Below are 22,456 nucleotides of genomic sequence, written 5' to 3'. Positions count from 1 at the left end.
TCGAAGGGGAAGGAGGGCGAGTAGAACGGCTGCATGATAACTGTGCGGAGAGAATCGTGCAAAGAGAATCGTGGGAAGAGAGTCAGGTGGAGAAAATAGAAAAGACTCGGAATCCGGGATTCCGAGTCTTTTTCAATTCCTTATTATCTAACCATGTGCTGATAAGAACTGTCGTTTGTGATTCTTCTTGCCGTTACGTACCGGGTTGCGAAATATCCCTGATCCATCCGGCTGAGCGTTACCCCTTTGCTGCTGGAGGCATGGGCGAATTTATTATTTTCTACATAAATTCCAACGTGAGAAATGCCTTTACCTGAAGTGTTGAAAAATACGAGGTCTCCTGGACGAAGGTTTTCTCTTGCAACCGGTGTGCCGGTTTTGGCTTGATCTCTGGATACGCGCGGGAGGTCGATATTAAAGTGATCGAACACCGCAAGAATAAAGCCTGAGCAGTCCATACCGTTCTTGGTGGTGCCGCCCCATTTGTAAGGGACACCGACATATTCGTTCACACTTTCGCTTAACGACTCTCCTGCAGAAACCGGAGCCGTTGTTGAAGCGCTAAAAGAAGAGAGTAAAATTGTGCCAGCCAAAACCAAAGAAATTTTTTTGAACATGATGTTCCTCCAAAGCCTACGAGGTTAGCTGATTGGGTTCGGTTGGAGTTTCCTATGATTTCAGTACAGACAGAAATCAATTCACCCAGAGTGGTTCCCCCGCTTCTTGAAATAAGAACTCGGCATTTATTTTTTAGTTATAATGATCTCAGTAAGAATGCGACCTACAGAAAGTTGATGAAGAAAATGTAATTAGTATGTTAAAAGTTAATGAAGTGAGTGCATTTGAGTTTGTTTCAAATGGGCTTCCCGCTTGCTCTTTTCGTGTTCTCTTTCTTCTTTATCGATTGCAAACGCCCAATTGTTTAGAGAATATTAAAAAAATAAAACGAATAGAGAAAAAATGTAACCATTCTGTAATGATTTATCGCCTTATCCGCTGTCTGCTTCAAGGTTTCCTGCTGAACCAATTCCCTCGAAACGATGCCGGAACGTCCATAAAAAGTTACAATGAACAGGAAAATGATCGACAGTGGAAGTTCTGCCCAGAGCTGCAAAAATGATAGGAGGGAACGAAGTGAAACAGGGAGACTGCGAAGAGAATGTTTCAAAAAGAAAAACTGAAGAGTTGGAAGAAATACAAAAATCGGACCGCCTGACCGAGAGCGTGAATAAAATACAGCCGCAAAATGCACCGAAAGGGCTGCTCTCTCGTTCAGCATCATCTGAGGCAGAGGAACTGGCGCAGCGCCAGCTCGATCGGTACAATGCTCACGATCTGGAGGGATTTTTGGAGGTGTATGCGGAAGATGTGCGGCTCTATAATCTGCTGGACGGGTCGCTGATTGTGGAAGGTCGGGAAATGATGCGCGAGCGCTACCGCAAGCGATTCGAGGTTGATAAAGTGCATGCGGAGCTGATCAACCGAATGGTAATCGGCAGTCGGGTAATCGACCATGAACGAGTAACGCGCGAAGACTCGGACGAAGCCGTATATGCCGCAGCCATCTACGAAACGAAGGATGGACAGATCCGCGAAGTCTGGTTCATTTACGAGTAAAAGGAAGCGGCAGCAGGAGAAGAGCCGAGGGAAGATGGTTCTGAAGATGGATACGAAAATGGATTTAGAAAAGAATGAAAGAAAAGCTGCCGCCGGATCGGATCACCGATCGGCAGCAGCTTTTTCAACAGAAATATTCAGTGTATAGAGAAAACCTAACCCATCATCGGATTGCCCTGCATCCCGATCCAGAGCTCTGACTGTTCCAACTGCGCAGCTACCTGCAGCAGCAGATCCTCGCGTCCTTTGGCGGCGATCATCTGCACGCCGAGCGGCAGTCCGTCTTGCGTCATATGCAGCGGCAGACTGGTCGCCGGCTGCCCTGTCAGATTCGCAAGCTGGGTGAACGGCGTATACGTCAGGCTGCGCTCGAAAATATCGTAAAGCATCTGGCGCTGCTCGTTCATCGACAGCTCGCTGACGCGCATCCACGGCGATATCTCGTCGGGCTTGTGCGTCAGTTCGCCGACTTTTGGCGCCTGGAAAGCAGCGGCCGGCGTGATATAGAGATCATAACGTGCGGACAGCTCGGCCATCTGCGCCGCAGCAACGTCCCATTCGTTTAGGCTGTGAACAAATTCGGCAGCGGAGACATTTTTACCGGCTTCGGCAAATACCCAGGTGATGATGTCGACTTCGTCGGGTCGGATTGCACGACTGAGCATTCGCTCCAATGAGATGAACATGGCAGACACTTCGCCGGCATTCATCGTATAGTAATTTTCCATCAAGCGTACGCCGTTGACCGGGCTAAGCTTCTCTTCGACCTCGTGCCCTTGGTCTTCCAGCCAACGGGCGGTCTTCATTACCGCCTGCACGGCGTCTTCGCTTACGGGCGTGCCGACCGGCGAAGCGGTCGTGAAGGCGATACGCAGCGGGCGCGAATGAGGCGCCAGCATGTCTTGGGCGTAGACGCCGGGGTAGAGGGGCGTCTGAAATGCGGCTTCGGGCTGCAGCACCTGCAGCAGGTCCAGCAGCGCGGCGCTGTCGCGCACGGTGCGCGACAGGGCGAAGTCGATCGACGCGCCCTGCCACTGTCGGCCGACGCCAGGGCCGACCGGGGTTCTGCCGCGCGTCGGCTTGAGGCCGAACAGGCCGGTGAACGATGCCGGAATGCGGATTGAGCCGCCGCCGTCGCTTGCGCCGGCAATCGGCACAATGCCCGAGGCGATGGCGGCCGCTGCGCCGCCGCTGGAGCCGCCCGGGGAATAATCGGTATTCCACGGATTGCGCGACGGACCGTACAGGGTCGGTTCGGTAATGTTCTTCAATCCGAATTCCGGCGTGTTCGTATGCCCCAGTGGAATAAGGCCGCCGGCCCGCAGACGGGCAACATAGTTGGAGTCGCGGCGCGCGATATGGTCCTGGAGCAGCACCGATCCCGAAGTCAGCGGCTCGCCAGCAAGCGCCTGCGAAATATCCTTCAGCAGGTAGGGTACACCGGCAAAAGGCCGATCGTCGGTCGGTACGGGCATACCGGCCGCTTCCTGCCGCGCAGCTTCGCGTCGCTGACGTACAACAGCGTTCAGCACCGGATTGACTTCGTCCATTCGGGCATAGGCCGTTTCCATCAATTCAGCGGCGGTCACCTCGCGCTTGCGCAGCAGCTCCGCCAAACCCACAGCATCGTATTGGACATATTGTTCGAACTTCATGGGGCAGCTCCTTCTTTCTGTGTGCCGTCCGGTATTTGCCAAAAGAAAGTCAGCATCCGGATGGCATAGGATGACATTATTGTACAACAAAGCCGGGTGAAAAATAAAAAAAGCGCCTGAAAGGCGCAATATTGCAGCAGAAATTCAGGATGGCTAGATTAAACGGCTGGGTTAACGGCCGGACCAAATCTTCGGCAGCGGACCGTCATCTCCGTATACGGGATCAGTGTTCGGAATCGGCACTTCGGCGATTTCACCAAGCGACTGTTCACGTTTGCCGTCATTTTCGATACGTGTGTTATAGTCGGTTCCATCGGGGTACGCTCCCACAACTCGAAAGTCATCGCTTGCGGTAATGCGCTTATGACCGGTTCCGGCCGGTAATACGATAACATCGCCTGCCTGAAGGTCGAAGGAACGCCCATTCTCTCCACCGAGCTGAATAAGAACCGTGCCATGCGTAACGCCAAGCACTTCGTGCGCATTGCTGTGGTAATGGTGGTAGTTGAAAACGCCGTTTTCCCAGCTGTTGCGCCAGCCGTTGCCGTTAAGGATGGATTCCGTCCACTCCGCTTTGTCCTTCAGAGCGCCGGAATACAGGAGCACCGGATACTTCGGGTTGTTGGGAATGATACCATCATCTTCGAAGAAAAAGGACTGCGGATCATTTTTGTCGCTCATTGTGTATACCTCCGTTTCATTGGCGGGCGTGAAAGGAGTCGGACTCCCGGCCATATGGCCATTATTACCCGGAACAGTGCTTCAAAAACGTGCCCAATTAAGAGGAAATCCGCAGTTGAAAGCGAAAAGTCCGTTTACCCGCTATAATAGCGGATATGCCGAGAGGCGAAATCCCGAAAGGAGAGCGGCATGTGCTGAACCTCTATCTGTTATCGTATATGACGGCAGAAAATTTGAATGAGTGGCTGGAAAGATTTCGCGCACTCGGCCCGCTGCCGGGCATCTTCCTGACCTTTATGAAGTCGTTCGTCCCGCCGCTGCCGACGGCCGTTATTGTTGGCGTTAATGCGGCGGTGTACGGACTATGGCTGGGTTTTCTGTATTCGTGGATCGGATTGGTTGCCGGCTGCATGACTACGTTTCTAATCGTTCGGGCGATCGCATCGCATTCATATTTCCAACGTTGGGCGGAACGGCCGAAAGTACAAAAAAGCATGCGATGGGTACGCCGCAATGCCTTTAGCTTTGTATTTATTCTCAGCATGATGCCGGTCGGTCCGTTTGCGATTGTCAATACGGCAGCGGCCGTTGCGCGTATGCCCAAGCTGCCTTTTTTCTTGGCCATTGCCGGCGGGAAAGCGATCATGGTGCTGGCCGTTTCATACGTCGGACATGATTTGAGCCGGTTTGCGGAGCGGCCGTACGAGCTTCTGTATGTGGCAGGATTTCTCGCGTTCTCGTTCTGGGTCAGCCGACGGGCGGAAGCTTATTTTACCCGGGAGTCTGAATGAGCCGAGCAGCGACGGGATAAAAAGTAGAACGATACCGGAAGCAGCACTAAACACAGCAAAAAGACCGCATCCCGCAGATGCGGGGGCAGTCTCTTTTAAAGGGAACCGAAACACAGGTGTTCCGGTTGACACCGATCGGCTCGGTGTCATTCGCTCGATCAATGAAAGGATAAAAGTTAATATTAACATTTAAGAAGGGAATTATGGATAGGATCGCTTGTTCTTAATGCCGATCCTTCAGATCGCTGACTTTATCCTGGACACTGCCCTTGGCTTTGTCCACTTTACCGTCTGCCTGCATGCCCTGATTATTTGTGGCATTGCCAATCTGATCCTTAACCTCGCCTTTGGCTTTGTTAACTCCGGCTTTGATTTTATCGCTCATTCCGTTGTCGCTCATATCAAACAGCTCCTTCGTTGAGTAAGGATAAATTCATAGGCGGTGTGACTCGGTCTTAGCATGTATATACCCTTTGCAAGCTGCGGCTAAACGAAAAAAGCCCCTGCCTGTCTCTCAAGCGAGCCAGTTGGGGAGTGAGGAAACGAATTTGCAGACAGGAAAAAAAGGGGTGAGCTGCAAGGGTTTTATTGGACGACCTCCCCCATATTGATGGTATAATGATTCCAATCATGTGTTTGCGAAAAATCGGAAGCTTTTAGCCACCACTTCTCTGCGCTGCACTTACATCATCGATCCTACAACACGATTCGTTTGCCCTTCATATTGCTGCCAATAGGCGCATAGCGATTTCCCATTCCCATGGAAAGCAGGTGAATGACAAGTGGAATATTCGATGAAAACGGACTTCTGTCCATCTCCAGCCCTGACTGCGGCAGCCAACGATTTATTGGAACTGACGGGCGGTCTGACGAATGCAGATACGCTGTTTGTTGCCAAGCGGACGACAATAGGCATGCAAACGATGATCGTCTGGGGGCGTTCGCACCGCGGTATTCAGACCGGCGAGCCGCTGGAGATAGCAGACAAGGGCGCTGTACCTTACAGGACAACTGTACCGCTTCCTCTGCAGTGTGATCGCGAGCAGGGCGTCTTGGGTGCGCTTCGCGACAACAAGAAATTCGACAGTGACGAAGAGGACGCACTGAAACGGGCAGCTTCGGTCTTGGCCAGGCTGACGGAATCAGAACAAAAAAGCGTTGTGACGGAGCGCGAGAGCGAGCTTAAACGAAGCCGGGAAAATGCGGAGTTGACCGCCCGGCAGACCGGCGAGCTGCTTGCCATTATGGGGCATGAAATCCGTACGCCGATGAATGGGATTGTCGCCATGTCCCAACTGCTGAAAGAAACCGGCTTAACCGAAGAGCAGAGACAGTATTTGCAAATTATCGAGGACAGTCAGCAGTCTCTTCTGGAGCTGGTCGGCAGCATTCTCGATTACGGGAAGCTGGAAGCGCGGCAAATGAAGCTGGAAACAGCGCCTATGGATCTGATTGGAGCACTTGAAGATACCGCGTATCAGTTTGCAGCCAAGGCGGCACAGCGTTCCGAACTTGAGCTGACTCTCGATCTGGATTTGGATCCGGAGCTGATCCTGATTGGCGATGTACGCAAGATTCGTCAAGTCGTCAGTAATCTTCTCAGTAACGCGATCAAGTTTACACCAGCCGGCGAAGTGAGAATTACGGCACGGCGGCTGGAGGGCGACGGAGAAGAGCGGGCGTGGATTGAGGTGTGTGTTTGTGATACCGGCATAGGAATTTCGGAAGCCGGGATCGCTCGGCTGTTTCATGATTACGAGCAGGTGCATCGACCGGAGGAAGGCGATTACGGAGGAACCGGACTCGGTCTATCGATCAGCAAGCGGTTGGTTGATCTGATGGGCGGGAAAATCTGGGCGGAAGGACGCAAAGGACAGGGAACCCGGATGACCTTTGTGCTGCCGCTCGAGATCGGTCAGGATACAGGGACCGGTTCAGCGGATTCGGCAGTCGAATTCAAAGGCCGGCGGCTGCTGCTTGCGGCTTCCGGAAGCGGAACCCGTTGTACGCTGTCCCATTTGGCCGAGCGTCTTGGAATAGAAGTTCGGCAGGCGGGAAGCGAAACGGAAGCGGCGACAGCACTTGTTCACGAAGGTCCGTTCGACCTGCTGCTGAGCGACTGGGAACTTGATGAAGAAACGATACGGCAGTCCGGCGTTCAACAGTATGCGCCTCGGACACCGCTGGTTCTGCTGCTTCCGCTCGCTCACGGGGGAGAGGCACAGCCTCGTGCCAAAGCCTCGACTGGGCTGCTTACGAAGCCGGTGCGGCGATCGGAGCTGTGCAGGGTTCTGAGCACAGCCTGCGGACCGACCACGGCGTGACGGTGCAAATTAACAGCGGTTGTTCGCAGATACGAATAATCGCCAGAGAGCGATTTGTAAATGTTCAGCAAGTGTCACTCCAACTAAGAAGGACCTTTCCGAAGCCTGCGAAGTGCAGGCATTGGGAAAGGTCCTTTTGATTATGAATAACAACTGGTGGAGAAGCTCTTTAACGTTCAGCATGTCGGGCATCAAGCCGTTCTTCGTTGGAGACATCCTCGAACGGTTCGGCATCTTCCATAAATTCGTCCAGATCCCGATCGGCTTTGTTCTGGTTGCAGAGCATACAGGCGCAGACACAGTTGAGCGGCGTCGTATGTCCGCCCTTGGCACGCGGTAGAAGGTGGTCGATCGTATCGCCGTATTCACCGCAGAAATGACAGGTATAATGGTCCCGCTCAAGAATATAGCGGCGGAACGAACGATTCGTGTACAGACGTCGTATGGTAAAGCGGTTCACGACAACTGCGGCATGTTCGCGTACAAGGCAGCGTGCCATCTCAAGGTCCGTCTCCTGCTGCCAGCGGCGTCCTTTATCGGTACGGCCGCGCATACGGATTGTGCCCTGCCGGGTTGGTCTCAGTTCGGCTTCGCGGGTCGGCTCCCTCAGTGCGTCTGTCGGAGGCTGCGGTGGAGGGCGGCGAACACGCCGCTTGGGAACGTTCTCAACAGCTTCCGCTTCCGCAGGCAGGGTTTCAGGCGGCTGAGCGTCGGCTGAGGGCGGAAGCGGATCGGAAGCCTCATCAAGGCCTTCCAGCACCGCTGCCTGCCGCCGATTGCGGCAATCGCGGCAGGTGCCGCGCCGCGAACCGCTGCCGGACCGCTTCCCTGTCCGTCTCAGGAAATCGCCCAGCGGCTTCTCCTCGCCGCAGTGCAGGCACAGCTTGACGCCGCGTGCCTCAGCACCTCCGTCCCGGAGGGAGTCAGCTTGACTCGCCGGCTCTTCGGGACGTCCGGACTCCGCAGCTGGCGCCTCGACAAGGTCCGGTAGGCTTGACTCGCCGGACCCTGGTGCCGCAATATCGTCGCTCGGCGATGCTGGCTTCTTCGCACCGCCTCTGCGGCGCTTACGCCGCCTTTTACGCGGCTTGGCGGCTTGGTCCGCCGTAAGCTTATGCTCAGCAGATGAGTTCGGCTCCTCACGTTTCTGAGCCGCCGCTTCTTCGGAGTCTTCCAATCCAGGGTCAGACTTGGACTGCATAGAGACAGACGGTTCACCGTCTGTTTGGATTTTTGCGTTCCCATCCGCCGCCGTATTCGCATTCGCTCCGGAGCGCTTCTTCCGTCTGCGTTTGCGCTTTCTGCGAACACTGCCGTCCGTCTGCGTCTCGTTCGAAAATTCGGTTTCGCCGCTGCTGTCCGTTTGGGCAGTCACAGCGGATTCGGAACGTTTCTCGGAACGTAAGGCTTCCGAATCTTGTGTGGTTGGAGCCGATTCGATTTCGCTGGAAGCGGGTTCCGGCGGGGCAACCCGGGTTTCGGCAGTTTCGTCGGTTGTACGTTTTCTGCTTCGTTTACGTCCCATTCGTGATCCTCCTTCCTCATAGAATATGGATTAAGATTGTCATCCAATCCTCATCCAATCGTGATTTTGCCCTCCGGATATCGGAAAGGTTCTTTGTCCATTCTAGGCGTTAGCGTAAAGGCCAGAGTAACCGGACCGAGACGACCGATAAACATGAGGGCGGTAATGACGACTTGGCCAAACGGCGTCAGCTGTGAAGTTAAGCCCATGGAAGCGCCGGCTGTTGCATAAGCGGACGTAGTTTCAAACAGAATGCCCAGGAAGGAATAATCTTCTGTTGCGGACAGAACCATGGCAGCGACGAGAATCAACAGGAAGGACAGCAAAGAGAACGTAATTGCTTTGTACACGCGGTCCTGAGCGATTCGATAGTGGAAAAATACGATATCCTGCTTGCCGCGAATCATAGCCAGAACCGCTCCGATCAGAATAGCAAAGGTCGTGACTTTGATGCCGCCGCCAGCCGAGCCTGGTGCCGCTCCAATGAACATTAGGATAACAATGAAGAATTGCGTCGCCTGACGCAGATCGGTGACCTCGATCGTAACGAGTCCAGCCGAGCGTGCAGAGATCGACTGGAAGACCGAAGCAAATGTTTTGCCCGAGAAATCCAGCGGCTGCAAAGTGGCAGGATTGGTAAACTCGAAAATAAAAATAACGATTGCGCCGATGACGACGAGAATGCTCGACATCCATAGTACGACCTTGCTGTGCAGAGACAACTTACGTTTGCGCCGATAATCCAGCAGGTCGGCGATCACAATAAAGCCAATCCCGCCGAGCATAATCATCGGCATGGCAATCAAGTTGACGAATGGATCATCTACATAGTGGATCAGGCTGCCTGCTCTTCCTTCAATAGCGCCGAACAGGTCGAAGCCCGCATTGTTGAATATGGAGATACTATGGAAAGCTCCAAAATAAGCGGCTTGACCCAAAGGCATTTCAAAAGCAAAACGAATAGACAGCAGGATCGCTCCGATCGATTCGATGACAAGAGCATACAGCAGAACTTTCCGGATCAATCGAATAATACCTTCAGTTGAACTCTGACTCATGGTTTCCTGAAGAATTAAGCGTTCGCGGAATGTAATTCGACGACGGAACACCAGTGCAATGAGTGTAGCGACCGTCATAAAGCCTAGGCCGCCTATCTGCACAAGTCCGATCACGACCAATTGACCAAACTTAGTCAGGTCGACACCGGGATTCAATACGGACAAACCGGTTACACAGGTTGCGGAAGCGGCTGTAAACAGCGCATCCAGATAAGGCATTGACTGGCCTGAAGTCGAGGCCGCCGGCAGGGACAATAGGCCTGATCCGGTTAGAATCATAATTAGAAAACCGAAGGCCAATACTTGGGGAGGATTGAGCCTCAGCAGCGGATTGCGGCTTCTTACAGGTTTGAACATAATCGAGTCCTCACGTTATAGGATAGAAATGGGATTTCCGATTCATTGTATTACCGGTGCTCGTCAAAGTAAAGGAAACGCTATAACCTTCCGGCAGCGGGAGTGAATCTACAGGAATAAAATTCGAACAGGTAGAGATCGAATGCCGAGATGTTTGCTTTTGCATGCAGATGCGGACCAAGAGCAAAGGCCGCTATCCGATACCGGAGAGCGGCCTTATTTATTCGCCTTCCGGAATGCCGGAATACAGCGGATTTTAACTTTTTTGTTGTTGAAGGTGCGACAGCAAGTTTCTTGTTTCGGTCCTTCATTTCATCGAAGGACGGATGCAAGTTCCTTGTTTCGATCCTACATTTCATCGAAGGATCGAAACAAGTTCTTGTATCAGTCCTTCAGTTATCGAAGGACTGATACAAGTTCCTCATTAAATTTCTCCGGTTCATCCATCATCATGGCATGTCCGCTCTTTTCGAAAGGTACAAGTTGGGAAGAAGGAATACCCGCATGCATCGCTTCTGCTAATCCGTAAGGGCAGACCTTGTCTTTCTCGCCGTGGAAGATAAACGTCGGGACCGTAATCTGGCTCAGATCGCCGCGAAGATCTTCGTCGCGCAGCATTTCAGCAGCGCGCAGCGTACCGACTGCGGAAGCCTGGAAGGCCACCATTTCGACCCAAGCGAACGAGGAAACGCTAGGCGATTTGTGCGTCAATTTTTTGCCAAAGGACGTAATCATTTTCGGACGGTCTTCCAAAGTCGGTTGGATAATCTGTTCGTTGACGTCTTCGGGCGTCATTGCGTCCGGTACACCTTCACGAACGGTGAAGCTCGGGGCAGCCGCGCCGAGCAGCAGCAGTTTGGAAATGCCGTGTCCCTGGTGGCGGGCCGCATAACGTACTGCCGTAGCGCCGCCCATCGAGAAGCCTACCAAAATGGCATCCTGCAGATCCAGGGCATCGATTACGGCACGAACATCGTCCGCATAACGGTCGTACGTGTAACCTTCCCACGGGGCGTCGGACTTGCCGAAACCGCGTGCATCAATTCCGATGCAGCGGAATCCTTGAGCAGGCAGACGCATATATTGATATTCGAACATTCGCGAATCCAGCGGCCATCCGTGCAGGAAAATAACCGGTCGTCCCTGACCGACATCTTCCACATAAATGTTGATGCCCGGTTCCACTTCAACGTATTTTCCCATAATTAAAACCCTCCGTTTCGTCTCGACTTAAGCCGTATTTCCCCAACACCGTTTTAGACGCTTAATTATTACCCTAAAATGGGCCTTGAACCTTGCTCCTTTCATTTTTCTTTGGTCATTTTCTGTACGGTGGGAGCGGGTTTATTCGGTCCATTCTTCGAAAACGCTTTATTTTTAGATTCGCTGCAGAGTCCAATCGGGTATTGTTTAGCGAAAGGGCAGGCAGTACATGTCACATAAGAGTTCAAGGCACACATTCCGAAATGCCGGATACGAAATTTGAACGACGGAATACGCTGCTGCTGCCGTCCGAAGCACAACCGAAATCAGACTGCGAGGAGGCGCATGATATGGAGAAATGGAGCAGACTGCTGGGAACAGCGTGCCTGTTGGGCATTCTGTTAACACTGACCGCCTGTACAGGTGGACAGTCGGCCGACGGTAAGGTACATATCGAGTTTTTCCAAAACAAACCGGAAGCCAAAGGATCCTTTGATCGGCTGGTCGCCAAGTTCAACGAACAGAATCCCGACATTGTCGTTACACAGAGCAATCCACCGGATGCTGAAACCGTTCTCATGACCCGTGTCGTCAAGGAAGATGTACCCGATGTGATTGGTATGGGCGCGACCGACACGTACTCCGTGTTGGGACAGAGCAATATTTTTGCCGATCTGACCGGAGAGCCCGTGCTTGATCGAATCAATCCCCGCTACATGCAGATGCTGAACGATCTGACCGGCAAGGAAGACATTACGGGCATTCCTTATGCGGCGAACGCCGACGGCATCATGTATAACCGGGCCATCTTCGAAGAGCTGAATCTTGAAGTGCCCAAGACATGGGACGAACTGATGGACACCGCGCAGAAAATTCAAGACGCGGGCATTACACCGTTTTATCTGACCTACAAAGACGATTGGACCTCCAACCTGCTGTTCAACGCCTTAGCGCCGAATATCGCGGGAATCGACTTCTTCCTGCAGCGCCGTGAAAATGAGGTATCTTTTCAAGACGATGTCATGCGCGAAGTAGCAGAGAAGACAAAGGCCGTACTTCCATACGGTACGAATGACAACTTTGGCCGCACTTATGCCGACGGCAACCGTGCTTTTGCAAACGGCGAAGCCGCAATGTACATCCAGGGCACCTGGGCGATTCCCGAAATTCGCAAAGCAAATGCCGACATCGATCTGGGGTTCTTCGCCACACCGACCGGAGATGACGCGGAGTCCAACAATCTCGTTTCCGGTGTCGACACGCTGCTCGCGGTTTCCGAGAGCACTCCGCACCGTGAAGAGGCGCTGAAGTTTATTGAGTTCCTGTTGGAAGACGAAAACATTTCGCAGTATATCGAGGAACAAACCGCCTTTTCTGCCGTAGAAGGTATCGATCAAGATGACCCGGCTCTGACAGAGCTTCAGCCTTACTTCGAATCCGGCCGATTGGTCGACTTTGCCGACCATTACATTCCAGCAGCCGTACAGCTTAATTCCCTTGTCCAGAGCTTCCTGCAGCAGGGCGACGTCGACGCTTTCCTGAAGCGTCTCGACAGCGAGTGGGACAAAGTTGCGAACCGAAGATCGTAAGCGCTGCGGAGGAATCGGACAATCACGCTTGAAGTTGATATTTGCCTTCGAAGTCATAGGAAGTTCGAATGTTTATTTCTAAAGTTGTATCGCTTTGAGGCGGGAAAAGTCCAGGCCAAGCCGCCGACGCTTCCCGCTTAGAAGCAGCGAAGCTGCTCCGCCTGCCCGAACAGGCAGGCTTGCTCTACTCGCCGCAGCGCAGCTGCTGCGCGTGCCGAACAGGCGCGCTCATCATTACTCTGCGAAGCGCAGCGTAGTCGGGCGGTCCCGTTACAGGGCTGCCTATCCCTAAAACACCCCAAAACTAACTCGGCGCGCGAGTGTAAGCGGAGGGCGGGGGAATCCCGGAAAAGCGAAGCGGTCGCCTTTGAGGTCCGATTTTCACCTTAAAACATATAATCGAGAAAATTGAACCGAAACAGCGATTGGAGGGATCCCCCGCCCGCAGCGCCTCTCCCGCCTCAAACACCGAGCAGAAGGAGGACCATATGGCAAAAAGAAGAGCGGCTTTTTATTGGATGACCGTACCCGCCCTGCTGTTGTTTTTTGTGTTCCACACGTTTCCTGCGCTGCAGGGTGTATTCTATTCCTTCACTAACTGGAACGGATTCGCCCAAACATACGATTTTGTCGGCTTCAAAAACTATTACTATCTGTTCCAGGACGACAACGTAGGCAACGCCTATTGGTTTACGTTCAAATTCGCTATCCTCGTTACAATTGTGATCAATGTGCTCAGTCTGCTGATCGCAATGGGGTTGAATGCGAGCATCAAAGCTCGAAACTTTTTCCGGGGCGTCTACTTCCTGCCGAATATTCTAAGCGTTCTGATTGTCGGCTACATATTCAACTATCTGTTCTCCAACGTATTTACCGTCTGGGGGCAGAATATCGGCAGTGAAGCGCTGTCCACCAACCTGCTGGGCAGCCAGGCACTGGCGTGGGTCGGCGTCGCTTTCGTCGCAATCTGGCAGGGTATCGCGCTGAATACGATCCTGTACCTGTCCGGTCTGCAGACGATCCCGGTTCAGCTGTACGAAGCATCCGGGCTCGACGGAGCGAACAAATGGCAGGAGTTCTGGAAAATCACGTTCCCGCTGATCGCACCGTTTTTTACTATCAATATGGTTCTGGCTATGAAAAACGCCTTGATGGTATTCGACTTGATTGTCGCACTGACCAACGGCGGTCCGGGGCGCGCTACCCAGTCGATCTCGCATCTGATCTATACAGGCGGCTTCGAAGGCGGAGAATTTGCGTATCAATCGGCTAACTCGGTCATCTACTTTATCGTGATCGCGGTCATCTCGATTGTACAGATTCGATACTTGCAGAGAAGGGAGACGGATATGTAATGAAAAACCGTACCCGCACCAATTGGCCGGTAATGATCCTGATCGCGCTCGGAACGGTCTTCATTCTGTTTCCGCTGTATATGGCGGTCACAATCGCGTTGAAAAACCAGAACGATATGCTGAACTCCATCTTCGGTCTGCCGACAAATCTGCGGTTCGAGAACTTTGCACAGGCGATCGAAATGACAAACTTTTTCCAGGCGTTCCGCAACAGCGCCATTGTCACCGTTTCGACCGTCGTGCTTACCATTTTGACGAACTCGCTGGTCGCCTACGCGATTGCGAGAAACATGGCCAAACGCAAGTTTTTCAGAGGTTTGTATTTTTACTTTATCAGTGCCATGTTCATTCCGTTCCCGATTATCATGCTGCCGATCGTTAAGCTCACAGCATCGCTGGGCATGACGAATCTGCTGGGACTGATTATTCTGCATACAGTTTATGGGCTGGCGTTTAACGTATTCATCTATGTCGGCTATATCCGTTCCATTCCGATCGACTTGGAGGAGGCTGCGACGGTAGACGGGACCGGAACGTTCGGGACGTTTGTCCGGATCATCTTCCCGCTAATGGCGCCGATCAACGCAACAGTAGGCATTCTGATCTGTCTGTCGACGTACAACGACTTCCTGCTGCCACTCGTCATTATCAGCAGCCCGTCGCAGTATACGCTGCCGCTCGTACAGTACGTATTCCAGGGACAGTTCAATACGGAATTCAACCTGGCATTCGCTTCATACCTGCTGGCTATGCTGCCGATGATCGTTGTCTATCTGTTTGCGCAAAAGTGGATTATCAACGGTGTAACGCAGGGAGCCGTAAAGTAAGCAGGTGAGCAAGTAAGTAAACAAGTAAACAAGTAAACAAGTAAACAAACAAACGATACGATCAGTAATTCAAAAGAAAGTGAACGAACAAGCTGAGAAAACAACAATGCAAAAGATCCGAAATCGGATCGATACAGAAATGCGTTCGGATGCACCGAGTTGATCAAGGTGCTCCGGACGCTTTTTGGTATGTGAAGGATTGGGAGGACACCGGCGGATGCTACCAATTCTGCGCACTTTCTGCCGGTGCGATATAATAATTGGTACTAACAAGTGCGTACGGCGCCATGCAGCGCGGGCGATGCATCGAGACGAACAAGCCGGATCAAGACCGGCGAAAGGAGGAACGGAGATGTCAGGTCTTACATTCGACGACGGTCGGCTTACGGTGGAAAGTGCCGTTGGACAAATTGGACTGCTGGCCAAGGAGTATGCGCTGCTGCATTTTCTGTATCTTAATGCGAATATCGTCTTCAGCCGCGATCAACTGCTGGAGCGGGTATGGACAGGTGAGTACCCGGTTGATCGCACCGTAGACGACCATGTATACCGGCTGCGCAAAAAGCTGAAGACTATAGGAGGCCCGACGATCGAAACGATACGGGGCGTCGGATACGCTCTGTCGCTTCGGCCCTCGGCGTCGGATGGCAGAGAGCCTTCGCTGCGGGATCCGGCCGTACAGGAAGCTATGAGCGGCGTGTTTGCCCGTTATCATCGGCTGGGTCAAGGCAGAGCGATGCTGGCGCTTGCCGGACAGCGGGAGACGTTGGGATTTGAGTTGGATTCTTTTTATCGTCTGTATTTGCATTTTATCGCGGGCGACTTGCGCTGGTTTCTCGAAACGAACGAAGCGCCGATCGGCGAACGGATTTATTGGCTGCTGCTGTTCGACATGTTCGTCACCGATACGCCGTGGTCCAAAGCGGGACTATGCGAGCGGGCACTGCGTTTGAAGGCACTCCCTGCGGACGGACACCGGGAGATGGAGCTGCTCAATATCGCCGATCTCTACGCTGCGGAAGGAAGAACAGCTGAAGCACTGGAAACGCTGGAAAAAGGCCGTCAGGCTGCTGCCGAGCAGAAGTTGGATGGCTTCGTCATACCGATCGAGATTAGCGAATTGTATGTTCGGCTGATGGAAGACGGGCCGGAAGCGTCCGAAATGCAATCTTTGCGGGCAGCCAAACTGCTGGAAGCGGAACCATATATGCGGGAATTGGCCGGTTACCGGATGCTTGAAGGTACGCGGCTGCTGCTGGCCGGTAGTATCTCAGCCGGGGAAGCGCTGCTCGGCGAAGGGTTAGATACGTTCGAACGATCGGGCTTTGTGCCGCATCGGCTGCTGGCACTGCTGAGGATCTGCGATGTGCTGCGGCGGCATATGCCAGGCAGTTCGGCCGAGCGGAAATATTCAGCAAAGCTGGCGACCGAATATAACAGGCTGGGAATTGCGGGTCTGGAACACCGGCTGAGAGAAACGATCGAAGGCTATCTCGACAACTTGGAGCGGACGTAAGGCCAGGCTTAAGCAAAAGGCACGGAATTCGTTTTTTGTTGGTTGCGGATTTCGTTTAGAAGAATTAACGGAGTCGTGCGCGTAAACTCATCACTTTTCGAATAGAAGATGCTTTTAACGCCCAAGTCCGGTTTTCCAATTTAAATGAAGCCCTTGAACGTAAAATACGAAGTCGATTATTGGTTCGCGTACACGCCGTAATGGGACCGTTCAGTAAGACATGATGAATAAAATCCGATCAATAAGATTCAACACAAAGCCCAATAAGTGCTCATATGCAATTATTTTCCGCAAAAGCTCGCCAAATCGCACAATAAGTGCACAGGTGCAGCTATTTAACGTGAAAGTAGGGGTAGAGACGCAAAAACGCTGAAATAAGTGTATGAGAGCACTTATTTCAGCGAAAGTTAAAAATTCGAGAAGAATAAGTGTACAAGCGCACTTATTTTTCTTTCACTTCACTTCTCTTTCTTTCCTACAATTTCAATAAACTCTTTCCGATCTGGCTGAAATAGGTTTGCGTACAGACTCTAATATGGACGCCTATTGAAGATACGTCCTTGAACTCTCTGATAAACCTCTGACAATCTTCGCTTATTCTGAATCCGCGTCATATGACGGAAGGGCCGCCTGTATGGCTTTAGGAAAGGGAGAGCGAATATGAGAGGAAGAAGAAACGAGAAACCCAACAGAACCGAGAAAGCAGAGCGAAATGAAAGAACGGAAGCGGCAGAAAAAGACAAAATTGCGGCAGGAGCTTCCGAAACCGCCGGAAAAACGGTTCGGCCAGAGTGGAAGAAATCTTCTTCGCTGCTGAGACATCCCGTATTCGGCCGGACTTTCTCGGCCTACAGTATTTCCGTATTCGGCGATTGGTTCGATATCATCGCCATTCAGGTACTGATCGGCTACAGATGGCAGGCCAGTCCGCTTGAGATTGCATTGGTTCCAGTATGTATGGCAGTACCTGGCATTCTGCTCGGTTCGGCTGCCGGAGCTGCCGCGGACCGAGTGAACCGCTTGAAGCTGATGAGAGTCTGCGACCTGCTGACGGCGCTGACGACTGTCGCGATTTTGCTGGTGCCGGGTATCGGCTGGCTCCTACCGCTGCTGGCACTGCGCGCCGCCTTAGGGGTCTTCAATATGCCGGCCCAGCAGGCGTTAACGCGCAGGGTAGTTTCGGAAGAACAGCTGCTTGATGCTTCCTCATTGAACGGATTGGTGAGTCAATTGTCACGCATAGCAGGTCCTTTGCTGGGAGCGTCGCTGCTGTCAGTGCTGTCGCCTCAAGCCTGTATTCTCGTCAATGCGGTCGCCAGGCTGGTGTCTTACGGCATTTTGAGAACGGTATCGAAAGATGTCGATGCGGAACGTCTGGGGAAACTTAAAGGGGAAGCGGAATCCGGGGCAAAGGCCAAGCGGACTCCATTCAGTGTTATGCTGCGGGAAGGCTGGATATTTGTTCGTCGGACGCCGATCCTGATGAATCTGCTGCTGTTTGCCTTGGTGGGCATGATAGTCATTCAGGCAATCGACTTTCAATTTATCAGTCTGTTCCGGGAGATCGCACCGGACAGCGAGACGGCGATTGGCTGGCTGCTTGCCGCATCCGGTGCGTCGGCAGCAGGGGTGGCAGTGGCGAATATGCGCTTTCGGCCACTGCGCCAAGCCGAGTACGCTCTTAAGCTCGGTTTGAGTTACGGACTGCTCGGACTGTCGATTCTGCTGCTTGCCCTGCTACCTGTCGGTGCTTCGGGCATACTAATTATAGGAATCGGACTGCTGCTCGGAGCGGGAAACGGACTATTTCTGGTTACTTTCAACTATGCACTTCAGAGGGAGACCCCTTCCGGAATGACCGGTCGCGTCTTCGGCATTCAGAATACGGCGCTCAGTGCTGTCATGGTCGCTGCTCCGCCGCTGGGAGGAGTGCTGATCGAGCGTTTCGGCTTAAGCGCCGTTTTTGCGGGAGCCGGACTGACTGTACTGCTGTTGGGTGCGGCAGGCTTTGCTTTCGGACGCCTATGGTGGCCTGGGGCAAGCATTGAAGCAGTGGACGTTCAAAAATAAGGAATTTCGAAAAAAATGTTTGATAAGACCTGTATGCTGCCCTTTTCCGGGAGGAAAGGGGCTTTTGTCATGGAACTGTAATATAGGGTTACAACTTTTTGGCTGGTAAAATTCTTATTATGTTTTAAGCTAAGAGATGGAGGGTTTTTTTAAGAAAAGTTTTATTGATTGACTAAGCCTTCCGATGCAGGACAACCGAAATTTTTTCATGCTTTCAAATATAAATGCCGACATATCATATATTGACCGACCGATTATGACATAGACCGATAAGCCTACTCGGCGCTTTGCCATAAGCGTCTTTAACCCTATATATCCTTCGGGAACGAAATGAGGACATTAATTATGAAAAAAACACGCCGCCTTGCCGTCTCTGTTCTGGTATGCCTTTCGGTTGCCGCTGCTGCACTGACAGCATCCGCCGCCGCTCCAATCAAAGTTTACCGTGACGGAACTGAAGTCGTAACCGAGGCTTCACCGCGATTCGTCGAAGGGCAGGTGATGCTTCCGCTGAGTCTTGCCGGGGAATTGTTCGATCAAAAAATCAGTTACGACGAGAAAACGCGTTTGCTTCACGTCGACAACCGAAGCGGGTTGGTTGCCAAATCCGCTGCCGGTGAGATTTTCATTACCGGAACTCAACATCCAAGCGGCATGTGGGACAACCTGCGTCTGCATAAAGAGGGAACCGACACTGATCTGCCGGGCGAGACATTAGGGCCGGACAGCAACTATCCGCCCGAGTTTGCTGCTGCCAATCTTACAGGCGGAGCTGAATCCGATACGGTAATCCTGCTTACGCAGGGTTATGGGACAGGCGTTTACCTGAATGAAGCGGTTGTATACAATGCAAATCTGGAGCAAATTCCGCTTGAGGATGCGCTAGTTGCAATGCTTAAGCAGTTCAAGAGCTCGACCCTGCCGGACGGAACGCTGATGATTGAGGCAGGCGGCGTATCGACTGCCATAGAGGGAGATCGCATTTTGACAGAGAAGGCAAGTCGGAGCGGTGCTCCGGGAATCGGAAGTGTTCTCCGCTATCAGGTGGAAGACGGCAAGCTGACAGCAACTGCGGGCGTACAGGTAGGCATGGCGGAATTTATTGGCGACCTGAAGATTGAATATACGTATAAGAACGGTGTACTGCAGGCGGGAACGGCGGTATTTGCTCCTTATGATGAGTATCGTTGATTAGGTCGTCCCTCCTGACAATAGCGTTCGGCCTCTATCGGAAACTCCGGATAGGCGAAGTTCGCGAATACGAGGAGACGAAGAAGAATGGAACATGAACAAGCAAGAGAGATCGGTGCTGCCAGCGAACCGGTGTTGTCGATCCGGGATCTGCGAATGAAATATGGCGATCGTTATGTATTGAACGGAATTGATCTGGAAGCCCGGCAGGGGCAGGTGATCGGTTACATAGGTCCGAACGGAGCGGGGAAGAGCACGACAATCAAGATTATGCTCGGCCTTGTCCAAGGTTACACTGGCGAAGTCCGGTTATTCGGGCAGAATATCGCCGAAGCGGGGCCGGACTACAAGCGCCGAATCGGTTATGTGCCGGAAACGGCAGAGATGTATGATAACTTGACTGCAAGGGAATACCTTACTTTTACCGGTGAGTTGTACGGATTGGCGCCGGATCTAGCCGAGTGGAAAGCCGGTCTGCTCATGAAAGGCTTCGAACTCGGTCATGCCATCGACTCGCGTATTGCTTCCTACTCCAAAGGAATGAAGCAGAAGGTGCTGCTCTCCTCCTGCCTGCTTCATGACCCCGACCTGATTTTCCTGGACGAGCCGCTGAGCGGGCTTGATGCAAACAGTGTCATGGTTATCAAGGAACTGCTTGATTTGTTGGCCGGACAAGGGAAAACCATCTTCTATTCTTCTCACATTATGGATGTAGTTGAGAAAATCAGCAGCCGGATCGTGCTGCTGAGCGGAGGGCGGGTAGCTGCTGATGGCAGCTTTGAAGAACTGCGGGCTAGAGGTGGAGAGAAGTCGCTGGAAGAACTTTTCAACCAACTGACCGACTTCCATGAGCATCGTCAGATTGCGGAACGGCTTGCCGCCGCCGTGAAGGAGCGCTGACGATGAACAATTATCGTACTTTGCGCGTGCTGGATCGCATGCGCCTGCTGTTTGAACGTATGGGAATCGATTATCCGGTCATGCGCCGGATACTGGGCTTGAAACTGACGCTCGACAAACGCCGAACGACCGGGGCTGCAGCGCTTTTTCGCGGTGGAAATCGAAGTTCGGATTCGGAAGACCAGCCGAGCGAAAAGTCGGGAATAGGTCGTACATTGTTTTTCTATGCGCTCTATGGAGCACTCTCTTCGTTTTTTTTGCTGATCGATGGGCCTTATATGATTCAAGTAGGCATTGTTCTTGCCGTCCTGCTGTTTGTTATGATGACGTCAATGCTGTCGGACTTCTCGTCTGTTATGCTCGATGTGCGCGACAAATCAATTCTGCATACGAAGCCTGTCGACGGTCGGACGCTCGGGATGGCGAAAGCCCTTCACATATTGATTTATTTTGCACAGTTTTCACTGGCGCTTGGTGCCGTACCGGTGTTAGTCTCCATTGTTCGTCAAGGACCGGCATTCGCTGGACTTCTGTTTCTGTCGCTTGTGCTGGGAGGGCTGCTGGTTGCCGTCTTCACGGCATTGGTTTATCTATTTGTACTTAAGCTGTTCGACGGCGAAACGCTGAAAGATATGATCAACTATGTCCAGATCGCCATGACGGTCTTCATGATGATTGGTTATCAGGTTGCGATTCGCGCCATGGATTTCTCACGTTTCGCGGACGGATTCCAACCGGGCTGGTGGGAGCTCGCGCTGCCTCCGCTGTGGTACTCGGCCAGCTTCGAATGGCTGCTGAACGGCCGCGGCGAAGCCGTATATGTAGTCCCTGCCCTGCTTGGTCTCATGGTGCCGCTGCTGGGAGCAATCTTGTTCTATCGTCTGATGCCCGGCTTTGAACGAAGTTTGGAGAAGCTTAGTGGAACTACCTCCCGCCGTCGAGGCTCCCGTATCAAGAAATGGAATCGTATGCTGGCAACGTTGTTTTGCCGCAGTAAAGAAGAACAGGCATTTTATGTATTCGCGTCCTCGATGCTTGCGGGAGAACGTGAATTCAAGCTTAATGTTTATCCTTCGCTAGGCTTCTCTATTGCGATTCCGTTTATTTTTCTGTTCAGCTTTGCCGCAGGCAGCGGAGATCTTATGGCTGTCGATTATTCAGCAGGTCTTGGCTATCTGAATATATATGCGTGTGCGATCATGATTCCAACACTTGTCATGATGATGAAATATTCCGGAGGCTTTAAAGGCAGTTGGATCTACAACACCGCGCCGCTCACGAATGTCGACGTTATTTATCGCGGAACGCTCAAGGCGCTGTTAGTCCGGTTATTCCTACCTCTTTTCCTGGTAGAGTCGATTCTGTTCGTTCTGCTGTTTGGTATGCGGATTGTTCCGGATCTGCTTGTCATCTTAGCCGCATCGGCGCTGCTGTTCCCATTGACGCTTCGGATTTTGGAACGTGAACTGCCATTCTCACTGCCGTTCCCGACTTCTTCCCGAGAGAGCGGCGGGCTCAAGATGTTTGGCGCTATGCTGCTGTTGGGAATGTTCGCGGCTCTGCATTACGGAGTTCTTGCCTTCCTGCCGGGCTTTGGCGTATGGCTGCTGCTGGCCGTCATGCTGGCAGGCAACTTCTGGATATGGCACGGAACCCTTTTTGCAAAAGGTTGAATCAGATATGACAACGCTATGGAAAAAATGGAAAAGCTATTTCAAACTCTAGAGTTATCGGGTAAGATCAATATAAGAGAATATTCCTATTCTAGATAACGAACGAATCATCACTGCGCAATCA

At 52.3% G+C, this 22,456-nt stretch carries 18 protein-coding genes and 1 riboswitch; of the genes, 11 read left to right on the top strand and 7 right to left on the bottom strand.

Annotation, left to right across the window (positions count from 1 at the left end; all coding sequences use genetic code 11):
* Positions 1–143: 143 nt before the first annotated feature.
* Entirely contained in the window at positions 144–617 is a 474-nt protein-coding gene (locus tag F456_RS0110070; protein ID WP_018976901.1) for a C40 family peptidase, read from the bottom strand.
* Positions 616–752, bottom strand: a riboswitch (cyclic di-AMP (ydaO/yuaA leader). Its footprint overlaps the gene before it by 2 nt.
* A 382-nt stretch (positions 753–1,134) precedes the next feature.
* On the opposite strand from F456_RS0110070, the gene F456_RS0110065 reads away from it, so the two are divergent.
* A complete protein-coding gene (locus F456_RS0110065) occupies positions 1,135–1,617 on the top strand; it encodes a nuclear transport factor 2 family protein (RefSeq protein ID WP_018976900.1) in 483 nt (160 codons plus the stop codon).
* Positions 1,618–1,772: 155 nt separating this feature from the next.
* Here F456_RS0110065 and F456_RS0110055 read toward each other — a convergent pair whose 3' ends face one another.
* Both F456_RS0110055 and F456_RS0110050 read right to left on the bottom strand, forming a co-directional pair.
* Entirely contained in the window at positions 1,773–3,272 is a 1,500-nt protein-coding gene (locus tag F456_RS0110055) for an amidase (RefSeq protein WP_018976898.1), read from the bottom strand.
* Positions 3,273–3,443: 171 nt separating this feature from the next.
* Positions 3,444–3,953 carry a cupin domain-containing protein gene (locus F456_RS0110050; protein ID WP_018976897.1) on the bottom strand — a complete coding sequence of 170 codons (510 nt, stop codon included), beginning with the start codon at positions 3,951–3,953 and terminating at the stop codon, positions 3,444–3,446.
* Positions 3,954–4,144: 191 nt separating this feature from the next.
* Here F456_RS0110050 and F456_RS0110045 point away from each other — a divergent pair, with 191 nt between their 5' ends.
* A complete protein-coding gene (locus F456_RS0110045; protein WP_018976896.1) occupies positions 4,145–4,744 on the top strand; it encodes a TVP38/TMEM64 family protein in 600 nt (199 codons plus the stop codon).
* Positions 4,745–4,967: 223 nt separating this feature from the next.
* Here the strand turns inward: F456_RS0110045 and F456_RS23985 are convergent, their stop codons facing one another.
* Positions 4,968–5,144, bottom strand: coding sequence for a CsbD family protein (locus F456_RS23985; protein ID WP_018976895.1), 177 nt, complete (start codon positions 5,142–5,144; stop codon positions 4,968–4,970).
* A gap of 382 nt (positions 5,145–5,526) precedes the next feature.
* Here F456_RS23985 and F456_RS0110035 point away from each other — a divergent pair, with 382 nt between their 5' ends.
* Positions 5,527–7,068, top strand: coding sequence for an ATP-binding response regulator (locus tag F456_RS0110035; RefSeq protein WP_018976894.1), 1,542 nt, complete (start codon positions 5,527–5,529; stop codon positions 7,066–7,068).
* 169 nt (positions 7,069–7,237) lie between these two features.
* On the opposite strand, the gene F456_RS23590 is transcribed toward F456_RS0110035, so the two are convergent.
* The 3 genes from F456_RS23590 to F456_RS0110015 form a co-directional block, all read right to left on the bottom strand.
* The gene (locus F456_RS23590) at positions 7,238–8,593 is read right to left on the bottom strand and encodes an HNH endonuclease (protein WP_018976893.1); all 1,356 of its coding nucleotides are present in this window, start codon (positions 8,591–8,593) and stop codon (positions 7,238–7,240) included.
* 50 nt (positions 8,594–8,643) lie between these two features.
* Positions 8,644–10,008 carry a TrkH family potassium uptake protein gene (locus F456_RS0110025; protein ID WP_018976892.1) on the bottom strand — a complete coding sequence of 455 codons (1,365 nt, stop codon included), beginning with the start codon at positions 10,006–10,008 and terminating at the stop codon, positions 8,644–8,646.
* 396 nt (positions 10,009–10,404) lie between these two features.
* A complete protein-coding gene (locus tag F456_RS0110015) occupies positions 10,405–11,211 on the bottom strand; it encodes an alpha/beta fold hydrolase (protein ID WP_018976890.1) in 807 nt (268 codons plus the stop codon).
* 350 nt (positions 11,212–11,561) lie between these two features.
* On the opposite strand from F456_RS0110015, the gene F456_RS0110010 reads away from it, so the two are divergent.
* The 8 genes from F456_RS0110010 (at position 11,562) to F456_RS0109975 (ending at position 22,332) form a co-directional block, all read left to right on the top strand.
* Positions 11,562–12,800 carry an ABC transporter substrate-binding protein gene (locus F456_RS0110010; RefSeq protein ID WP_026293788.1) on the top strand — a complete coding sequence of 413 codons (1,239 nt, stop codon included), beginning with the start codon at positions 11,562–11,564 and terminating at the stop codon, positions 12,798–12,800.
* A gap of 488 nt (positions 12,801–13,288) precedes the next feature.
* Entirely contained in the window at positions 13,289–14,155 is an 867-nt protein-coding gene (locus tag F456_RS0110005) for a carbohydrate ABC transporter permease (protein WP_018976888.1), read from the top strand.
* Positions 14,155–14,982 (top strand): carbohydrate ABC transporter permease, encoded by an 828-nt coding sequence (locus F456_RS0110000; RefSeq protein ID WP_018976887.1) that lies wholly within the window; start codon positions 14,155–14,157, stop codon positions 14,980–14,982. The genes F456_RS0110005 and F456_RS0110000 overlap by 1 nt, the downstream gene beginning before the upstream one ends.
* 352 nt (positions 14,983–15,334) lie before the next feature.
* Entirely contained in the window at positions 15,335–16,498 is a 1,164-nt protein-coding gene (locus F456_RS22285) for a winged helix-turn-helix domain-containing protein (protein ID WP_018976886.1), read from the top strand.
* 660 nt (positions 16,499–17,158) lie between these two features.
* Entirely contained in the window at positions 17,159–18,568 is a 1,410-nt protein-coding gene (locus tag F456_RS0109990; protein ID WP_018976885.1) for an MFS transporter, read from the top strand.
* 345 nt (positions 18,569–18,913) lie between these two features.
* Positions 18,914–19,759 (top strand): stalk domain-containing protein, encoded by an 846-nt coding sequence (locus F456_RS0109985; protein WP_018976884.1) that lies wholly within the window; start codon positions 18,914–18,916, stop codon positions 19,757–19,759.
* An 87-nt stretch (positions 19,760–19,846) separates the two neighbouring features.
* The gene (locus F456_RS0109980; protein ID WP_018976883.1) at positions 19,847–20,659 is read left to right on the top strand and encodes an ABC transporter ATP-binding protein; all 813 of its coding nucleotides are present in this window, start codon (positions 19,847–19,849) and stop codon (positions 20,657–20,659) included.
* A 2-nt stretch (positions 20,660–20,661) separates the two neighbouring features.
* A complete protein-coding gene (locus tag F456_RS0109975; RefSeq protein WP_018976882.1) occupies positions 20,662–22,332 on the top strand; it encodes a hypothetical protein in 1,671 nt (556 codons plus the stop codon).
* The last annotated feature ends 124 nt before the right edge of the window (positions 22,333–22,456 follow it).

It is taken from the genome of Saccharibacillus kuerlensis DSM 22868, assembly GCF_000378145.1.
Classification (GTDB): Bacteria; Bacillota; Bacilli; order Paenibacillales; family Paenibacillaceae; genus Saccharibacillus; species Saccharibacillus kuerlensis.
This window is presented reverse-complemented; position numbering and strand designations above follow the sequence as displayed.